General features: G+C 57.2%; 15 protein-coding genes. 10 read left to right on the plus strand and 5 right to left on the minus strand.

Annotated elements, in window-relative coordinates:
* Positions 1–37: 37 nt before the first annotated feature.
* The 3 genes from IT895_RS03965 to IT895_RS03975 are packed head-to-tail and all read left to right on the plus strand — an operon-like array spanning position 38 to position 5,366.
* Complete coding sequence (locus IT895_RS03965) at positions 38–1,159, plus strand: efflux RND transporter periplasmic adaptor subunit (RefSeq protein WP_233337355.1); 1,122 nt, start codon at positions 38–40, stop codon at positions 1,157–1,159.
* Complete coding sequence (locus IT895_RS03970) at positions 1,156–4,215, plus strand: efflux RND transporter permease subunit (protein WP_199284768.1); 3,060 nt, start codon at positions 1,156–1,158, stop codon at positions 4,213–4,215. The genes IT895_RS03965 and IT895_RS03970 overlap by 4 nt, the downstream gene beginning before the upstream one ends.
* Before the next feature lie 8 nt (positions 4,216–4,223).
* Positions 4,224–5,366 carry an amidohydrolase family protein gene (locus IT895_RS03975; RefSeq protein ID WP_199284769.1) on the plus strand — a complete coding sequence of 381 codons (1,143 nt, stop codon included), beginning with the start codon at positions 4,224–4,226 and terminating at the stop codon, positions 5,364–5,366.
* 206 nt (positions 5,367–5,572) lie between these two features.
* On the opposite strand, the gene IT895_RS03980 is transcribed toward IT895_RS03975, so the two are convergent.
* Positions 5,573–6,094: a hypothetical protein gene (locus tag IT895_RS03980; RefSeq protein WP_325073189.1), complete on the minus strand. Its 522-nt coding sequence runs from the start codon at positions 6,092–6,094 to the stop codon at positions 5,573–5,575.
* Positions 6,095–6,417: 323 nt separating this feature from the next.
* On the opposite strand from IT895_RS03980, the gene IT895_RS03985 reads away from it, so the two are divergent.
* A complete protein-coding gene (locus IT895_RS03985) occupies positions 6,418–6,984 on the plus strand; it encodes a sugar O-acetyltransferase (RefSeq protein WP_199284770.1) in 567 nt (188 codons plus the stop codon).
* 137 nt (positions 6,985–7,121) lie between these two features.
* On the opposite strand, the gene IT895_RS03990 is transcribed toward IT895_RS03985, so the two are convergent.
* Complete coding sequence (locus IT895_RS03990; protein WP_233337356.1) at positions 7,122–7,865, minus strand: SDR family oxidoreductase; 744 nt, start codon at positions 7,863–7,865, stop codon at positions 7,122–7,124.
* A 201-nt stretch (positions 7,866–8,066) separates the two neighbouring features.
* Here IT895_RS03990 and IT895_RS03995 point away from each other — a divergent pair, with 201 nt between their 5' ends.
* On the plus strand, positions 8,067–8,987 hold the full coding sequence (locus IT895_RS03995) for an AraC family transcriptional regulator (RefSeq protein ID WP_199284771.1): 921 nt from the start codon (positions 8,067–8,069) through the stop codon (positions 8,985–8,987).
* 56 nt (positions 8,988–9,043) lie between these two features.
* On the opposite strand, the gene IT895_RS04000 is transcribed toward IT895_RS03995, so the two are convergent.
* The gene (locus tag IT895_RS04000) at positions 9,044–9,403 is read right to left on the minus strand and encodes a Rid family hydrolase (RefSeq protein ID WP_233337357.1); all 360 of its coding nucleotides are present in this window, start codon (positions 9,401–9,403) and stop codon (positions 9,044–9,046) included.
* 140 nt (positions 9,404–9,543) lie between these two features.
* Between IT895_RS04000 and IT895_RS04005 the strand changes: the two genes are divergently transcribed.
* Together IT895_RS04005 and IT895_RS04010 are read left to right on the plus strand one after the other, a co-directional pair.
* Positions 9,544–10,458 carry a LysR family transcriptional regulator gene (locus IT895_RS04005; protein ID WP_199284772.1) on the plus strand — a complete coding sequence of 305 codons (915 nt, stop codon included), beginning with the start codon at positions 9,544–9,546 and terminating at the stop codon, positions 10,456–10,458.
* Positions 10,459–10,547: 89 nt separating this feature from the next.
* Positions 10,548–12,203 (plus strand): FMN-binding glutamate synthase family protein, encoded by a 1,656-nt coding sequence (locus tag IT895_RS04010; protein WP_199284773.1) that lies wholly within the window; start codon positions 10,548–10,550, stop codon positions 12,201–12,203.
* Between the two features lie 49 nt (positions 12,204–12,252).
* On the opposite strand, the gene msrQ is transcribed toward IT895_RS04010, so the two are convergent.
* Positions 12,253–12,873: a protein-methionine-sulfoxide reductase heme-binding subunit MsrQ gene (gene msrQ, locus IT895_RS04015; RefSeq protein ID WP_199284774.1), complete on the minus strand. Its 621-nt coding sequence runs from the start codon at positions 12,871–12,873 to the stop codon at positions 12,253–12,255.
* The gene (gene msrP, locus IT895_RS04020) at positions 12,873–13,892 is read right to left on the minus strand and encodes a protein-methionine-sulfoxide reductase catalytic subunit MsrP (RefSeq protein WP_199284775.1); all 1,020 of its coding nucleotides are present in this window, start codon (positions 13,890–13,892) and stop codon (positions 12,873–12,875) included. Before msrP ends, msrQ begins: the two co-directional genes overlap by 1 nt.
* Before the next feature lie 258 nt (positions 13,893–14,150).
* Here msrP and IT895_RS04025 point away from each other — a divergent pair, with 258 nt between their 5' ends.
* From IT895_RS04025 to IT895_RS04035, 3 genes are read left to right on the plus strand one after another with little or no spacing between them, the layout of a single operon-like run.
* The gene (locus IT895_RS04025; protein ID WP_199284776.1) at positions 14,151–15,125 is read left to right on the plus strand and encodes a DUF2157 domain-containing protein; all 975 of its coding nucleotides are present in this window, start codon (positions 14,151–14,153) and stop codon (positions 15,123–15,125) included.
* Positions 15,122–16,189 (plus strand): DUF4401 domain-containing protein, encoded by a 1,068-nt coding sequence (locus IT895_RS04030; RefSeq protein WP_199284777.1) that lies wholly within the window; start codon positions 15,122–15,124, stop codon positions 16,187–16,189. Before IT895_RS04025 ends, IT895_RS04030 begins: the two co-directional genes overlap by 4 nt.
* A complete protein-coding gene (locus IT895_RS04035) occupies positions 16,186–16,716 on the plus strand; it encodes a GDYXXLXY domain-containing protein (protein WP_199284778.1) in 531 nt (176 codons plus the stop codon). Before IT895_RS04030 ends, IT895_RS04035 begins: the two co-directional genes overlap by 4 nt.
* Positions 16,717–16,723 lie beyond the last annotated feature (7 nt).

Raw genomic sequence — 16,723 nt, forward strand, 5'->3', positions numbered from 1 at the left:
CATCAACGAACAGAACATTTTGGAACAGGCCTGAATTATGTCACCTCCGACCAGAAAAATGTATTTCGGCATTATGATTGTCGTGATCGCCAGCGTTGCCGCGCTGGCGTGTATGCAGGCGGTGTCGTCGGAAAGCGATGCCGTCGCCGAACCGACGGCGCAGCCCTCACTATCCGTCAACGTGACGACCTTAGAATCTCAGACACTTCCGACGACGATTGCGGCCAATGGTGATATCGCGGCGTGGCAGGAGATCAGTATCGGCACCGAAATTAGCGGCCTGCGGCTGGTAGACGTCAAGGTAGATGTGGGTGATGAGGTTAGGGAAGGGCAAGTGCTGGCCGTTTATAACGACACCACGGTGCGCGCAGAGCTGGCGAGAAGCCGCGCCGCCGTGGCGGAAGCCGAAGCAACGCTTGCGGAAGCAACGGCCAACGCCCAGCGTGCCCGCGGTTTGAAAACCACCGGATCGCTTTCAGAACAGCAGATTCAGCGATATGAAACCGCCGAGCTCACCGCACGAGCGCGGCTAGATGTTGCACAAGCCGAGAATGAAGCTCAAGCGCTACGCCTGGCGCAGACGGAGGTGGTCGCCCCGGACGATGGCTTAGTTACCTCCCGTACAGCCACGGTAGGCGCTGTCATCGGCACTGATCAGGAGCTGTTTCGGTTGACGCGCCATGGTCGCCTGGAGTGGCGGGCAGAGGTCGCCGCGTCCGATCTGAATAAGCTGCGACCGGGCCAGACTGCCAGGGTCACCGTGCCCGGTGGATATGAGCTCGAAGGGCGCTTGCGCACCATCGCGCCGCTAGTGGACACCGCTACCCGCAATGGCCTGGTCTATGTCGACCTTCCAGTAAGCGACGTCGCCCGAGCGGGCATGTTTGCAAGGGGTAAATTCGAGCTGGGCACCCGCCAGGTGATGACGCTACCCCGCGCCGCGGTTCAGCTACGCGATGGCTTTGGCTACGTCCATCGCGTCAGCGATGAAGGCCAGATAACGGAGCAGAAAGTTGCCCTCGGCCAGCACACTGAGGATCGAATCGAAATTGTCTCAGGGCTTGAGCCCGATGACCGGGTGGTTGCCTCTGGCGGTGCGTTTCTCGGCAATGGTGACCAGGTGCGGGTGATTGAGACCGACGTCGAGGAGGGGGTATGACGTTGAATACCTCATCCTGGGCGATTCGCAATCCTATTCCGGTGGTTCTGCTCTTCATCCTATTGACCTTCTGGGGGCTCATTTCCTTCCGAGGCTTGTTTATTCAGGACTTGCCGGATGTGCAGCTGCCCCTTGTGGAGGTCTCCGCCTCGTTGCCGGGGGCGGCCCCTGCCTTAGTGGAGAACGAGGTTGCCCGCAAGATCGAGGACGCCATCGCTACCATATCCGGCGTCAAAAACATCTCTACAACGCTGACGGATGGCAATGCCGACATTGCTATCGAATTCAGGCTGGAAAAGTCCTTGCAAGAGGCTCTTGAGGATGTGCGCGACGCGGTTGCTCGCATTCGCACGGAGCTACCCGCCGACCTGCGTGATCCAGTGATTCGGAAGGGTGAGTTTTTCAGTGAGCCGATTGTACGCTACGCGGTGACCTCCTCCGATCTAGACGATGAGGCACTCTCCTGGTTCGTCGATGACAAAATGACCAAGGCCGTCTTGTCGGTGCCAGGCGTTGGCTCGGTTCGGCGTATCGGCGGGGTCGATCGCGAAGTCCGCGTGGCATTGGATCCGGACCGCCTGCTGGCACTGAATACGACAGCGCTGGATATCTCACGCCAGCTGCGCCAGGCGCAGTTGGAGGCGCCCGGTGGACGTGTGGATGTCGGCGGCGCCGAACAGGCCGTGCGCATCATTGCCAACGCTGAATCCGCCGCCGAGCTGGCGGCAATGGAGCTGGCGCTCAGCGACGGTCGGCGCATTCGCCTTGATGAGGTGGCGACGGTTACCGATACCGTGGCCGAGCGGCGCTCGATGGCATTGCTTGATGGCGCGCCCGTCGTCGGCGTCGAGATGACCCGTGCCGAGGGGTACGGCGAGGTGGATGTGGCCGAGGGGGTGCAGTCTGCGCTCGCGGCGTTGCAGGTGCAATATCCCCATGTCGAGATCGAAGAGGCCTTCAATTTCGTCGGGCCGGTGCTGGAGAACTATCAAGGCTCCTTGCACATGCTATTCGAGGGGATGGCGCTGGCGGTGCTGGTGGTGTTCTGCTTCCTGCGCAATTGGCGGGCGACACTGATTGCGGCGGTCACGCTTCCTCTCTCGATCATCCCCACCTTCGCGTTCATGCACCTGATGGGCTTCACGCTCAATGTGGTGACGTTGCTGGCGCTCTCGCTGGTGATCGGGGTGCTGGTGGACGATGCTATTGTCGAGATTGAGAACATCGAACGGCACCTGCTAATGGGCAAGCCCCCGCGCCAGGCCGCCATGGACGCGGCGGCGGAAATTGGCCTGGCTGTCGTCGCCACCACCTTTACATTGATTGCCGTGTTTCTGCCCACCGCCTTCATGAGCGGCACCGTCGGGCAATTCTTCGTTCAGTTCGGTTGGACGGCCTCGGTAGCGGTGCTGTTTTCGCTGCTGGTGGCGCGCCTGCTGACGCCCATGCTGGCTGCATATCTGCTGCGCGCACCCCAACACCCCCCTCGCGATCCAGCTTGGATCAGCCACTATCTGGTCGTTGCCCGTTGGTGCCTGCGCCACCGTAAGACAACGCTCCTCGCGGCGGCGGCCTGTTTTGCAGGCGGTATCTGGCTGGCCTCGACCCTGCCGGGAACCTTCATACCCCCCGATGATAATTCCCAGACGCAGGCGACGCTCACCTTGCCGCCCGGTAGCACCTTGTCTGAAGCGGTGGCGCTTGCCGAGCAGGCACGCTCACGGCTGGTGACGCAACGGCATGTCGTCAGCGTTTTTGCGGCCATCGGTGAGAACTCCGGCAGCAGTGACTTTGATGTGACCTCTGTGGAACTGACCATTGGTTTGGCGGAACGCGCAACCCGCGCGGGCGTTACTCAGCAAGACATAGAGCAGCAGTTGCGCGTTGCACTCGCCACACTTCCCGGCGTGCGAACTCGCGTAGGCGACGAGGGGGATGGCTATGAGTTGGTGCTCGCCGGTGAGGATAGCCGGGTGCTTGAACTGCATGCTCGCCAAGTCGAGCGGGAGATGCGCGCTATTCCCGGCATCGGTGCGGTGAGTTCGACGGCCAGCCTGGTCAGGCCTGAACTCATTGTACGCCCTGATGTTGCCCGCGCCGCTGATCTTGGGGTCTCGGCTCAGGCCATCGCCGACACGCTGAGCATCGCAACCGTGGGCGACAACGCTGAGGACCTTCCTAAGTTGAACTTCAGCTCGCGTCAGGTGCCGGTGATGGTCCGACTGGCGGATGCCGCGCGGGAGGATATGGCGACCCTTAAACGGCTACCCGTGCCTGGCGCGAACGGACCCGTGCCGCTGGAGAGCGTGGCTACCTTTGAGTGGAGCAGCGGCCCTTCGGAAATTACCCGGCATGATCGTCTGCGCAACGTCAATTTCGAGGTGAGCCTGCAAGGGCAGCCTTTGGGGGAAATCGAACAGGCCGTGCAGGCACTGCCCAGTTTACGTCAGTTGCCGCGCGGCGTGTTTCAGGCCGCAGAAGGCGATGCGGAGGAAATGGAGGAGCTTGCCTCAAGCTTCGGTATTGCCATGCTGACCGGCGTGCTGTGTATCTACATGGTGCTGGTGCTGCTGCTCAAGGATTTCACGCAGCCGGTCACCATTCTGGTGGCGCTGGTGCTCTCCATCCCCGGGGCTTTCCTGGCGTTGTTCCTCACGCAGACGCCCGTGTCGCTGCCCGCCATGATCGGATTGATCATGCTGATGGGCATCGCCACCAAGAACTCGATCCTGCTGGTCGACTACATCATTATCGCCCGCCGGGTGCATGGGTTGGAACGCGTGGACGCCATTCTTGATGCCTGCAAAAAACGTGTCCGGCCCATCGTGATGACCACCATTGCCATGGGGGCGGGCATGATGCCGATCGCCTTGGGCTGGGCGGGCGATCCCAGCTTCCGGGCTCCCATGGCCTTTGTGGTCATTGGTGGGCTGCTCACTTCAACGCTTTTGAGCCTGCTGGTTATCCCGGTGGTGTACAGCTACGTGGATGACATCGGCAATATCCTGGGGCGGTTCAAGCTGCGCCCAAACCACGCAACGCAAACATCGGAGTAGAAATTGTCATGAAACAGATCGAAAAAAAACTAAAGAGTCTGACAATGGGACGCCGCAGTTTTCTAACTGGCGCGGCGGCACTTGGTGTTGGTGCCGGGTTGTCTGCGCCTGCCATTATCTCCAGTGCTGCTGCGACAGAGAAATCGGTCATCGCATTGCGAGACCAGGATCTGCCATTTATCGCCACGGAAGAGACCTATACTACCGAGGAACTGATCGCGCTGAACGCGATTAACGATCAACACGTAGAGTACCTCAGGGAAACGGGTCTTGCAGAACTTGGCCCTGGCCGCATCGGCGCAATGGATAAGGCGGGGATCAATGTTCAAATCCTCTCCGCGCATACGCCGGGCGTGCAGAATGTCCCTGGTCAGGAGGGCATCGATTTCGCCTATCGTCTCAACAAGATGATTGCCGATGGCCCGATGGCCACCTACCCGGGGCGGTACCAGGCCTATGCAACCTTGCCTCTGCAGAACCCGGAAGCATCAGCGGACGAACTGGAACGCGCCGTTCGGGAAGATGGCTTTCTGGGGGCCATGACCAATGGATTCATTGGCAACAAATTCCTCGACCACCCGGATTTCGAGCCCCTTCTGGCGCGCGCCGAGGCACTTGATGTGCCGATATACCTGCATCCAGGCTTCCCCCCGGAAGACGTGTTCAATATTTATTACAACACCATGCGGCCAGGGTATGACCAATTGTTCCAGAACTACATTTTCAGCGGTTCAGGATATGGATGGCATCAGGAGGTGCTGACTCAATGTCTTCGACTGATCATCACTGGGGTGTTCGATAAATTTCCTAAACTGCAGATGATTATCGGCCATATGGGAGAGGGCCTGCCGTTCTACTACGAGCGTATAGTGGGTGATATGAGCGAGTCGACTGAAGACTCGCTGAACAAGCCTATCGGGCAATACTTCAGTGACAATTTCTGGTATACAACCAGCGCATTCTTCCAGGATGAACTGCTTCATCTTTTGCTGAGGTACATCAGTGTGGATCGGGTGATGTTTGGAACGGATTACCCGTTTGCAGACATGAAGCAAGGCACCGACTGGTTTAGAGCGGTGGACCTGCCCCGTGACGCCAAGGAAAAAATTGCGTTCCGAAATGCAGAAAAGCTGTTTGGAATAAAGGTCTGACGCACCGGCTCGGGATCGAATGATGCCGATTGGTTTTGGTGTCAGCGGGGCCATAATCGGAGATCACTTTGGCTGTCGCTCAAGGGTACAGCAAAAGGATGCCAAGCAAGGCCCCTTGCCTCCTTGCGCCCCTACCCGCTGCTAGAGGCTTCCACCTATTTTGATCGCTCGAAGCAAGCCGGTGTGAGCGTCATGACGCTGATAACCTAATCATCGCGGCTTAGTGACTTTGCCGGGTCCTCTGCAATAACAACCAGTTCCCGGTCATTTTCCAGCGTTGCCAGGGCAACTTGATAGCAGTCTTCGATATGACGGTTGCCCATCATCTTCATGGCGGTGTAGCTGATGCCGCCTGCCACGGCGCTGCCAACGAAGGGTACGAACTTGGAGACGCCTTTTGCAGCGACCCTGACGCCCATCTTCTGTAGCAGCATCACGATCAGCTTTTTGGTGATGTATTTCCCCGCCATCTTGCTGCCCGTGTTGGAAATGGCCGTCATCACGAACAGCTTGGCTTCGGTATCCAAACCTTCGATTTGGTCAGGCGTTAGCCCGAACTGGTGATTAATCCTGGGGATCAGCCGCATCAAGATGGCGACGTCTGAGCCTACATCCACCCCCGGCAGGGGGATGATCGGCGCGCCGGCTGAAAGGCGTGAGCTGTTCGTGACCATTGCCTGGCACGACTGCTTGATGGCATCCAGGTCTTCCCGTGACGTGATCATCATGCGTTTCTCCTTCTCGCGAATGATAGGCGCTTGGCTAACGGCGAGCAGAGACGAGAGAACCGCTATGTTAACCACCCAAAACGTTTAGTTTCTATAGGTAATCTATGCGTATCAGTATGCTATTAAACGGCGGTAAACCGCCATGGCCTTCCTGGTCATTGGCGAATTGATCACGTCTACGCTTCTGAGCCAGCTAGTGATTCCCGTTGTCTACCGTGGTGTCGATGATATCGTGAATTTGCTGCACCGCTCGACGACGAACCGGCGCGAGACAATAAGGGCCGAGGTTGATTAACATGGGGCTCTAGCAAGGAAAGCGACTAATGCGAACAGAAAAAGACAAGATGCTAGCAGGAGAACTCTATAATCCTGCTGACCCGGTATTGAGAAAAGAGCAGGAGGAAGCAAGGCGCAAAGTGAGGCAGTACAATCAAGTACTGGAAACCGACGCTCAGCGCTTGAAAGCGTTAAAAGAGTTATTTGGCTCTACAGGGGAGTGTCTTTATGTAGAGCCCAATATTCGCCTGGACTATGGATATAATATTCATGTTGGTGAAAACTTCTTTGCCAATTTCGACTGCATACTGTTGGATGTTTGTGAAATACGCTTTGGCGATAACTGCATGCTGGGGCCGAATGTGCAGATTTATACGGCCACGCATCCCCTCGATCCGCATGAGCGCAATGCGGGTAAAGAGTACGCAAAGCCGATTAGGTTTGGAGATAACGTCTGGATTGGTGGCGGTGCCATTATTAACCCGGGCGTTAGCGTAGGCAATAACGTTGTTATTGCGTCGGGTGCCGTCGTTATTAAGGATGTGCCGGATAATGTGGTGGTCGGCGGTAATCCTGCTCGGGTAATTAAAAACATTGAAGTTGATAGAGCGTAATATTGAGTTAGCGTTGCAGTAAGGAGTTGTCTTCACCTCTCTTTGCTTTATCCATATCAGTTGGAGTCAATGGAAGAATGCACTGCAGTGCGTCAGCAAACAGTGCATTTGCCAGTTAGAAGGCTAGAGGAAAGGGCTTACATTTTACTGAGCATCTCGACCGCCTGATCGAAGTGTCCGTCGCGCTCCGCCCAACGCAGGAATTTTACGTTCTCCACCAGGATTTCCTTGGGCGTGGGTTGCTTTTGAAACAGTGTCATGACCTCTTCCATATAGTCATTAAGCGGCATATAGCCTTCGCGGGTCGACTGCCCAGGTGTCAGCTCCGTCTGTACCGCAGGTGGGGCCAGCTCGATGAGTTCAACCTTGCCCTTGAGCTGCTCGCGGAGCGAGATCGTATAGGAATGGATGGCTGCCTTGGTGGCGTTGTAGGTAGGCGTGCCGCTTAACGGCACAAACGCCAGCCCTGAGGAGACATTCACGATGGCGGCGTACGGTTGGTTGACCAGGTGGTCGGTCAGGGCATTGGTCAGTCGGATCGGGCCGAGCAGATTGGTGACGATCGTCTGTTCGGCATCAATGATGTCATGGGTGCTGGTCAAGTCCTCGCGGCGCATGATGCCCGCATTGTTGATCAAAACGTTGAGCCTGGAATGCTCGGCGACGACGCGCTCCGCAAAGGTGGTAATGGCCGTTGGGTCTTCGACATCGAGGGCCATTGCGTGCATGTCATGCTGGCCTGCAATGGTTTCCTCTAGCGGCTCCATGCGCCGCCCGGCGACGATCACAGTGTTGCCCAGCGCGTTGAATCGCAAGGCTAGTTCGCGGCCAATCCCGGAACCACCGCCGGTAATGAGCATGGTATTGCCTGATGTTTTCATGGTTAACGCCTCCATTTCTGAATAACTCGGTATGACGAATGCCTTCGGCGTGGGTGTGATCGCCGAGCTGCCCCAGTGTTAATCATTCAGTGACGGCGGGGCTTGCCAGCCCATGCGCAAAACTTGCCTAATCCTGTAAGTGCAGCGAGTTTCCTGTTGATGGATGCTAACGTTGATCAACAGGCGGCGAGAGGAAAGCAGATGAATTCACTCAAACAGGCGGTTCAAGTCTATGCCAAGCACCACGCCAATCACGATGGCTTGGTGTTCACCTCAGTGTCCGGGCTTAGCATGATGTGCGTCGAAACCCCCGCCAGTGATTTGCAATCGGTCTACAAACCGCTGGTTTGCCTGGTGTTACAGGGGGCAAAGCGGATGACGGTCGGGCACCAGACCCGAGTGGTCGCTGGTGGGGAGTCGGTGCTCGTGAGCGCGGATATGCCGGTCGTCGGACGGATTATCCAAGCCAGTCAGGACGAGCCCTACCTGGCCGTTGCGATTGACCTGGATAGAAGAATATTGCGCGAGCTTACCGCGCATATGGGCAGCACCCGCACCCAGCGCCCATCCGAGATGCAGACACTATTCGCCGAAGACACTGAAGCCGAGTTGATTGACTGCGCATCCCGGCTGATAAAACTGCTGGATCGCCCCGATTCCGCGCCGCTTCTGCGTCCCGGCATCATGCAGGAGCTGCATTATTGGCTGCTCTCGGGGCCTCACGGCAATGCACTGCGTGAGATTGCCGATCCGGATAGCTACGCAAGCCGCCTCGCGGCCGCTATCGAGATTCTCAGAGCTAACTACACGTCACGTGTGCCGGTGGAACAGTTGGCGACTGAGGCGGGCATGAGTCTTAGCTCGTTTCACAAGCATTTCAAACACATGACGTCGCTAACGCCGGGCCAATACCAGCAGCGGCTGCGCTTGATCGAAGCACGCCGCCTGATGCTTGACGAAGGTGTGACCGCGAGCAATGCCGCCTTTGAAGTCGGGTACGAGAGTGTCTCTCAGTTCACTCGCGAATACGGTCGCCTTTTCAAGATGCCACCAAAGCGTGACGCGCTGCGCTTGCAGAAAACTATCGGGGCCGCCAGTAGAAGCGCTGCTCAGCCGAGATGAGTAGGCGCTTGAGTTATCAGGGTGTTTACTCGGGTAGCTTGGCAATGACCTTGATTTCAAAGTCGAACCCCGCCAGCCACGTCACGCCGACCGCGGTCCAGTTCGGGTAGGGTTTTTCCGGAAACGCGCGCCTTGGCTTCCAACCAGATAGGGAATTGGGCTTCCGGGTCGGTATGGAAGCTCGTCACATCGACGATATCGTCGAAGCTTGCCCCCGCTGCTTCAAGGACACTGTGTAGATTGTCGAAGGCAAGCTGCACCTGAGATGCAAAGTCCGGCTCGGGGGAGCCGTCTTCACGACTGCCGACCTGGCCCGACACAAACAGAAAGTCGCCCGAGCGGACGGCGGCGGAATAGGTGTTCTGCTCATAAAGCGCCTGGCGGCCCTGGGGAAAAACGACGTCTCGCTTAGCCATGTGAATCTCCTTCAGTGGTCGAATTCGACCGGTGAGTTACGGTGATATCACTTTAGGCCTGTCTTTGTGGTGGATAAACGGGGGATTCTGTTCAACATTGTTTGTAGTTTTCAAACAATCACGAGGTGCTTGTCGCAACCATGGATCGTTTCAATGCAATGCAGGCCTTTGCTCGGGTGGTGGAGACGGGCAGCTTTACCAAGGCGGCTGACACACTTCACATGAGCAAGACCAGCGTGACGCGGCTCGTGCAACAACTGGAAGCGCGCCTGCGCGTCAAGCTGCTCAATCGCACCACCCGCAAGGTTAACGTCACGGCGGACGGTGCCGCCTACTACGAGCGCGTCATCAAGCTGCTGGCTGATATGGATGATGCCGAAACCAGCCTGTCCAACGCCTCGGTGTTGCCTCGCGGCCGACTGAGAGTAGATGTGCCCAGCCCTTTCGCTCGCATGATCCTGATTCCTGCCTTACCTGCTTTTCACGCTCAATATCCCGATATTCAAATCGATATGGGCGTCAGTGATCGCATGGTGGATTTAATCGATGAAAGCGTGGACTGTGTGGTGCGGGGCGGAGAGCTTACCGATTTATCTTTGATGGCACGTCGCGTGGGTGATCTGACGCTGGGTGTTTACGCTGCACCAAACTATCTAAAACGGGCAGGTGTTCCTTCGCACCCCCAAGAACTGTCGCTCCCGCCTCACTACATTGTCGGTTTCAGATGGGCACGCACAGGCTCTGCCTTTCCCTATGCCCTGCACCGCAACTCAGAGCGTGTCACCGTGCAGGGGCGCTATGTGATCTCGGTCGACGATGGCAATGCTGGGCTTGCCGCGGGCCTGGCGGGGCTCGGCGTTATTTGGTTGCCTGATTATATGGCTAGGGATCACGTATCTTGCGGCGAGTTGGTACGTTTGTTTGATGATTGGCACTTGGAGCCGATGCCAATGTACATCGCCTTTCCACCCAATCGACACGTCAGTGCCAAGCTGCGTGTGTTCATCGATTGGGTCGTCGAGTTGATGGCGCAGCATGCGCCCGTCATGGGGTAAAAGCGGCTTGGTCGATCGTGCACTCTCTGCGTTATGCTAGGCGGTTTCGCCATGTGGTGTGAAACGACTCAAACGGAGTTTGTACGCTTATGATCAACCCCCGGGGGCTTACCCGCATTCCTCTCCGACATGCCACCTTTATTGCCTGTTTGTTGCTGTTGGCGATCTCGCTGATTGGGCTGATGTTTTCAATGATGTGGCTGTGGGGCGTGGTGGTCTTCGGCCTGCTGTCGGCGCTTGGGGTCCACGATGTACGTCAGCGTCGGCGTACCGTTAGCCGTAATTACCCCATCCTGGCCCACCTACGCTATATCCTTGAGTCGATAGGCCCGGAGGTTCGGCAGTATTTTATCCAGTCGGACTTGGACGCGCGGCCTTTCTCGCGGGAACAGCGGGCGGTGGTCTATCAGCGTGCCAAGAATGAAAGCGACAAGAAGCCGTTTGGCTCGTTGTTGGACATGTATCAGCCGGGCCATGAATGGATCAATCATTCCCTTCAACCCAGCACTATCGACGATCACGATTTTCGTGTTCAGGTGGGCGGCAGCCGCTGCCGTAAGCCCTATTCCACCAGTGTGTTCAATGTTTCGGCGATGAGTTTTGGTTCGCTGTCGGCCAATGCGATTGAGGCGCTTAATGCCGGAGCGCACAAGGGTGGCTTTTATCACGATACCGGTGAGGGATCGATCTCCCGCTACCATCGCAAGCACGGTGGTGATTTGGTGTGGGAGATAGGCTCGGGCTACTTCGGCTGCCGTAACGACGATGGAACCTTCAGCGAGGAGCGCTTTGCGGCGAATGCCTGCGACGATCAGGTGAAGATGATAGAGATCAAGCTTTCCCAGGGGGCAAAGCCCGGTCATGGAGGCATTCTGCCAGGCGCCAAGGTGACTGCTGAAATCGCTGAGGCGCGGGGCGTACCGATAGGCGAGGATGTTGTCTCACCCGCCGCCCATACGGCGTTTTCAACGCCGCTGGCGTTAATGCATTTTATCGCCCGCCTGCGTGAGCTTTCCGAAGGTAAACCGGTGGGCTTCAAGCTGGCGATTGGCCATCCATGGGAGTGGTTTGCCATTGTCAAAGCCATGCTTGAAACCGGCGAGCGGCCGGATTTTATTGTGGTTGACGGAGGCGAGGGCGGCACAGGGGCAGCGCCGCTGGAATTTATCAATCGGCTCGGGGTACCGCTAACCGAGGCGCTGACTCTGGTTCACAATACGCTGGTGGGTGCTGGGCTGCGTGACGAAATTCGCATTGGAGCGGCGGGCAAGATCATGTCCGGTTTTCATATTGCCCGCACTATCGCCCTGGGAGCCGATTGGTGCAACGCCGGTCGAGGCTTCATGTTTTCACTGGGGTGTATTCAGGCGCTCAACTGCCATACCGATAAATGCCCCAGCGGGGTGGCAACCCAGGACCCGAAGCGGGGGCAGCATTTGGATGTCGCCGATAAGTCTGAACGGGTCTATCACTACCACCGCAACACCCTAAGAGCGTTGGCAGAGATGCTGGCCGCCGCCGGGCTTGGTCATACCAGTGAGCTGGGCCCAGAGCACATTATCCGGCGGGTGTCAGAAAATGAGATTCAATCCTACGATCAGCTTTTCACGTTCTTGAAGCCTAACGAGTTGCTGACCGGGAACTGCCATCACACAGTCTTTGAGCACTACTGGGAAAACGCCCGGTCAGATTCGTTCTTACCGCCTTCGCGGATTGCTCAATTGCGTTTCACTAAACTGGAGTGAACGGCATAACGGCTAGACGCCAATCATAAGATGCATTGCGTTGTGCTACCTACGCTCGACTCAACCGGTGGCGTAGTTTGGGCAGCGTGCGCGAGACAGGGGGCAGACGGGTGGCCATGACGAGCGCGCCAATGGCCGCATACATTGCCCATTCGCCCATATCGGCGCGTACCACCCAGAAAAAGTGCAGCAGAACGAGGCCCAAGATAGCGTAGGAAAATTTGTGCAGTGGCTTCCAGCGTTTGCCCAGGCGACGCATCGACCATTTGTTGGACGTTGCCCCGAGTACGGCCAGGCCGATTAGCGCGATCATGCCGACGATAATATACGGGCGCTTGACGATTTCGCTGCCCAGCAGTGCCCAGTTAAGCCCCAGAATAAACAGCGCGTAACTGAGCATATGCAGGGTGGCGTAGGCGAGCGTCCACAAACCCAACTGGCGCCGGATCAGCGCGAAGCCTTTCCAGCGGGTTAGCTTGGTCAGCGGCGTCAGGCTGAGGGTAAACAGCAGCATCCACAGCCCGCCAATCCCGATGTTGAGCAGCAGGTAGCGCCCTGGCTCCGGGCCAGCGGCGTTGTTCGCCACCTGCCAACTCCAGACTATCAGCGGCGCGAGTGCAGCGAGAAACACTGCCACCCGCCAGGCCAACCATTTGCGCTGCGTTGCCATCAGTAGTGCTTCCTCAAGTCCATGCCCGCATAGAGCTCGGCGACTTCATCTTCGTAGCCGTTGAACATCCGGGTGTCGATGGTATTGGAGTTGAAGAGGGTGTTGGGTAGGCGGCGCTCGGTTGCCTGGCTCCAGCGGGGATGGTCCACATTGGGGTTAACGTTGGCGTAAAAGCCGTACTCATCCGAGGCAATCTTCTGCCAGGAGTTGACCGGTTGTTCTTCGACCAGCGAGATGCGCACAATCGACTTGATGCTCTTGAAGCCGTACTTCCAGGGAACCACCAGCCGCAAGGGGGCGCCGTTCTGGTTGGGCAGTTCGCGGCCATACATGCCCATGGCCATTATCGTCAATGGGTGCATGGCTTCGTCCAGGCGCAGGCCTTCCACGTAGGGCCAGTCGATGATCGAGAAGGATGAACGCTGACCGCGCATCTGCTCCGGGTCGACCAGGGTTTCAAAACGTACGTACTTGGCTTTGCTGGTAGGATCGGCGCGCTTGATGATTTCGGCCAGCGGGATGCCCAGCCAGGGAATCACCATCGACCACGCTTCGACGCAGCGCAGGCGGTAAATGCGTTCTTCAAACTGCGACGGTTTGACCAGGTCCTCAAGCGCAAAACGTCCGCCGTTGTTCACCTCACCGTCGACCACCACGCTCCACGGCTGGGTTTCCAGGCTACCCGCATGGCGGGCAGGGTCGCCCTTGTCGGTGCCGAATTCAAAAAAGTTATTGTATTGGCTGGCGTCATCAAAGGGCGCGAGCTTGTCCTTTTCAGGGTCGCTTGGGGTGATGGCATCCCACTTGGCGTCGCTGATCTTTTCTTTCAGCCAACCGGGGGCATCGCCTTCGGGAACGTCCGAATAGTCGTCGGCGGCGGCCTGGGCACCACCAGAGAGCGCGAGCCCTGCCCCCAGGCCTGCCATGCCGCCCATAAAGCGCCGTCGGGATAGGTAGATAGACTCGGGCGTGACATCGGATTCGTGCAAGTCACTCGGTTTGGCAATCTTTATAAGCATTGGATGCCTCCTGTGGGGGTAAGCCGTCGACAGAGGGTGGCTGGGTTCGCTATAACATCAGCATCGTTTTAAAGCATACGCATTCGACGCTGAATTGGATGAAGGGTTCTACATAACTTGTATGCAAAAGCTTATAAAAACAAGTTGCAGGTGATCTTTTTCTTGCCGAGCGGGTGTAACGATGAACGCTGGCTCGGTCATCCTATTCAGTAGACAGTTTCAAAACCTTATTGCTCTGACCGACTGACAAGGAAAACCATGGCTTCAAAACGCCGTGAACTGGTGTCGTTAATTGAACAGGGAACACTACCGCCCGAGCAGGTGGCGCGCGCGGTGGACGTTGCCGAGTTGTCTCCTTCCTCCCGGGCCTGGGCCGTGCTGATTGATCGGCTGCTGTTATGGCTAGGCGGGCTGGCGCTGGCTTTCGCAGTGCTGTTTTTCATCGCGTATAACTGGGCAGAGATGGGCCGCTGGCCGCGTTTTGCACTGGTGCAGGTGGCGCTGGTGTTGGCAGCCGGGGTTGCCGTTTGGGGCACTACTCGGCGGTTGATCTTTAGGGTTGCGATAATGGCAGCGTGCCTGCTGGTCGGGGTGCTCTTGGCGTTGTTGGGTCAGGTGTATCAAACCGGCGCTGACCCATGGCAATTGTTCTTTGCTTGGGCGGTGCTTACGCTGCCCTGGGTTTGGGTGGCGCGTTTTGAAGTGCTCTGGGTGTTGTGGCTCGGGCTGCTTAACGTGTCGCTTTGGCTTTATTTTCGAACTTGGGGCGGGGCGCTGGATATTTGGTTTATCAGCAGTGATGCCATTTTCTGGTGGCTATTTGCGCTCAATACTTTCGCACTTGCTGTGTGGGAGTGGGGGCTACAGCGCAGGGGCTGGCGCTCGAGTCGTTGGGGGATACGCTTATTGGCGCTGGGAAGTGGGGTGACTGTCACGTTCCTGATGATGACATGGATCGTCAATTCGGCGTCTTTTGCACCGACGCTAGTGGTTTACCCGCTGTGGTTGTTGGCCCTGTATAGCATGTATCGCCTCTGGCGCCCCGATTTACTGTTGGTGGCGGGGGGCTGTGTATCGGTGATTAGTGTCGTGACGTTACTGATGGCCAGGTTCTTGATAGGGAAGGACGAGTGGCAGGCGGGCAGTATGCTGATGCTTGCGCTTGTGGTGTTAGCACTGGGGGCTGGGGCCGTGGTGTGGTTGAAGCGTTTACACTTGGAGGTTACCCAATGACGCGCGAAACGACACCTCTAATCATCCGGTTGGATCAGGCGGGTATCCCGTTAAACGAGCACGACACAGCAGCATCCCCGGAAGTGCCTTGGTTTGTACGCCTGTTGCAGGCATTTTCCGGTTGGCTGGCGGCGTTGTTCCTGCTTGGCTTTATCGGCCTGGGGGCTATGTCGGTGGTGGAAAGTTCGACGGCGTCGATGGGGCTGGGAATCGCCATGATCGTTGCCGCGTTTGCATTATTACGTGCGGCTCGCAGTGATGTGCTTGAACACTTGGCGCTGGCAGTGAGTTTGGTCGGCCAACTGTTAGTGGCTTGGGCATGGGTGATGGTCTGGGAAACGTCTGCTTATCTCTGGTGGCCACTGTTGGGTTTGCAGGTCGTGCTGGCGCTGGTCATGCCGAGTCTGGTTCATCGAAGCTTTTCTGCCTTTGCCGCCAGCTTGGCGCTGTATATGGCCTTGGCGATGAGTGCTTTGGACCAAGCCGCGAGCGGGCTGGTGCTGTTGGCGCTTACGCTGTTCTGGCTGAATGAGTTTCGCTGGCCCAGGCATATCAGAAGTGTCCAGGCCTGGGGCTATGGCCTCTTGGTGGGCCTGCTGGTATTGCAGGGAGTCGCGCATGTCGGGCAGCCGTTATTGATTCAATTTGAAAGTCACAGTACAGGCACCGGAGGGTGGTTGGCGCCGTGGTTGAATACCCTCGTATTAGCGCTGACGCTGGCACTGCTGCTGCAAAGGGTTTTCAAAACGCAACCGCGGCATTGGAGCGTCTTTGTAGGGGTTGCCGCGTTGCTCTTGATGTCTCTATACGTACCAATGGTTGTGCAAGGTGTCGTGGTGATGTTGCTGGGGGTTGCTATAGGTCATCGCCTACTGATGGGGCTAGGTGTGCTGTCGCTGCTGGTGGGGATGGGCAGCTATTACTACTGGCTGGATACGACGCTACTCATCAAGGCATTAACGCTGTTAGTGATAGGGGTACTGTCTTTCGTGCTGCGTTGGGTGCTGCGCAAGTCACTGCGTGTGTGGCATGGCGCCATCACACCGCGGGAGCCCAGGTCATGATGCTTAGTGCCAAGTGGAGCCGCGTTGTCATTATTGTGACCACCTTGCTGATTCTTGCGGTGGTCAACTGGGCAATTTGGGAGAAAGAGCGCCACCTGGCCGAGGGTGACATCGTTTACCTTGAGCTGGCGCCCGTCGACCCGCGTTCACTGATGCAGGGTGACTATATGGCGCTCAATTTTGAGTTGAGTAATGCTATTCAGCGCGCACTTCGTCAGCACCACGAAGAAGGCACCCCAAAGGCAAAGAATGGTGATGTCATTGTGCGCCTGGATGAACAGCGTATCGCCCACTTTCAGCGCCTGGATGATGGCACCTCTTTAGCCGACGACGAACAGCAACTGCGCTATCGGATTCGTAATGGCCAAGTGCGCTTTGCCACTGATGCCTTCTTTTTCCAGGAAGGTCATGTTGAACGCTACGAGCCTGCCCGTTACGGCCGTTTTCGTATCAATGAAGATGGCGAACCCTTACTGGTTTCTCTCCATGATAGTGAGCTTAATCTGCTGGGAGCGTCGGCTCGGTAATCTCCCA

This window comes from Halomonas sp. A40-4, assembly GCF_015767635.1.
GTDB lineage: Bacteria > Pseudomonadota > Gammaproteobacteria > Pseudomonadales > Halomonadaceae > Vreelandella > Vreelandella janggokensis.

Excerpts from the sequence above, each read along its gene's own strand:
- IT895_RS04030 (WP_199284777.1), top strand. The coding sequence starts at position 15,122 with ATGACGCGCGAAACGACACCTCTAATCATCCGGTTGGATCAGGCGGGT.
- IT895_RS03975 (WP_199284769.1), top strand. The coding sequence starts at position 4,224 with ATGAAACAGATCGAAAAAAAACTAAAGAGTCTGACAATGGGACGCCGC.
- msrP (WP_199284775.1), bottom strand. The coding sequence starts at position 13,892 with ATGCTTATAAAGATTGCCAAACCGAGTGACTTGCACGAATCCGATGTC.
- IT895_RS04005 (WP_199284772.1), top strand. The coding sequence starts at position 9,544 with ATGGATCGTTTCAATGCAATGCAGGCCTTTGCTCGGGTGGTGGAGACG.
- IT895_RS03985 (WP_199284770.1), top strand. The coding sequence starts at position 6,418 with ATGCGAACAGAAAAAGACAAGATGCTAGCAGGAGAACTCTATAATCCT.
- IT895_RS03995 (WP_199284771.1), top strand. The coding sequence starts at position 8,067 with ATGAATTCACTCAAACAGGCGGTTCAAGTCTATGCCAAGCACCACGCC.
- IT895_RS03980 (WP_325073189.1), bottom strand. The coding sequence starts at position 6,094 with ATGATGATCACGTCACGGGAAGACCTGGATGCCATCAAGCAGTCGTGC.
- IT895_RS03965 (WP_233337355.1), top strand. The coding sequence starts at position 38 with ATGTCACCTCCGACCAGAAAAATGTATTTCGGCATTATGATTGTCGTG.
- IT895_RS04025 (WP_199284776.1), top strand. The coding sequence starts at position 14,151 with ATGGCTTCAAAACGCCGTGAACTGGTGTCGTTAATTGAACAGGGAACA.
- IT895_RS04035 (WP_199284778.1), top strand. The coding sequence starts at position 16,186 with ATGATGCTTAGTGCCAAGTGGAGCCGCGTTGTCATTATTGTGACCACC.
- IT895_RS04010 (WP_199284773.1), top strand. The coding sequence starts at position 10,548 with ATGATCAACCCCCGGGGGCTTACCCGCATTCCTCTCCGACATGCCACC.
- IT895_RS04000 (WP_233337357.1), bottom strand. The coding sequence starts at position 9,403 with ATGGCTAAGCGAGACGTCGTTTTTCCCCAGGGCCGCCAGGCGCTTTAT.
- msrQ (WP_199284774.1), bottom strand. The coding sequence starts at position 12,873 with ATGGCAACGCAGCGCAAATGGTTGGCCTGGCGGGTGGCAGTGTTTCTC.
- IT895_RS03990 (WP_233337356.1), bottom strand. The coding sequence starts at position 7,865 with ATGAAAACATCAGGCAATACCATGCTCATTACCGGCGGTGGTTCCGGG.
- IT895_RS03970 (WP_199284768.1), top strand. The coding sequence starts at position 1,156 with ATGACGTTGAATACCTCATCCTGGGCGATTCGCAATCCTATTCCGGTG.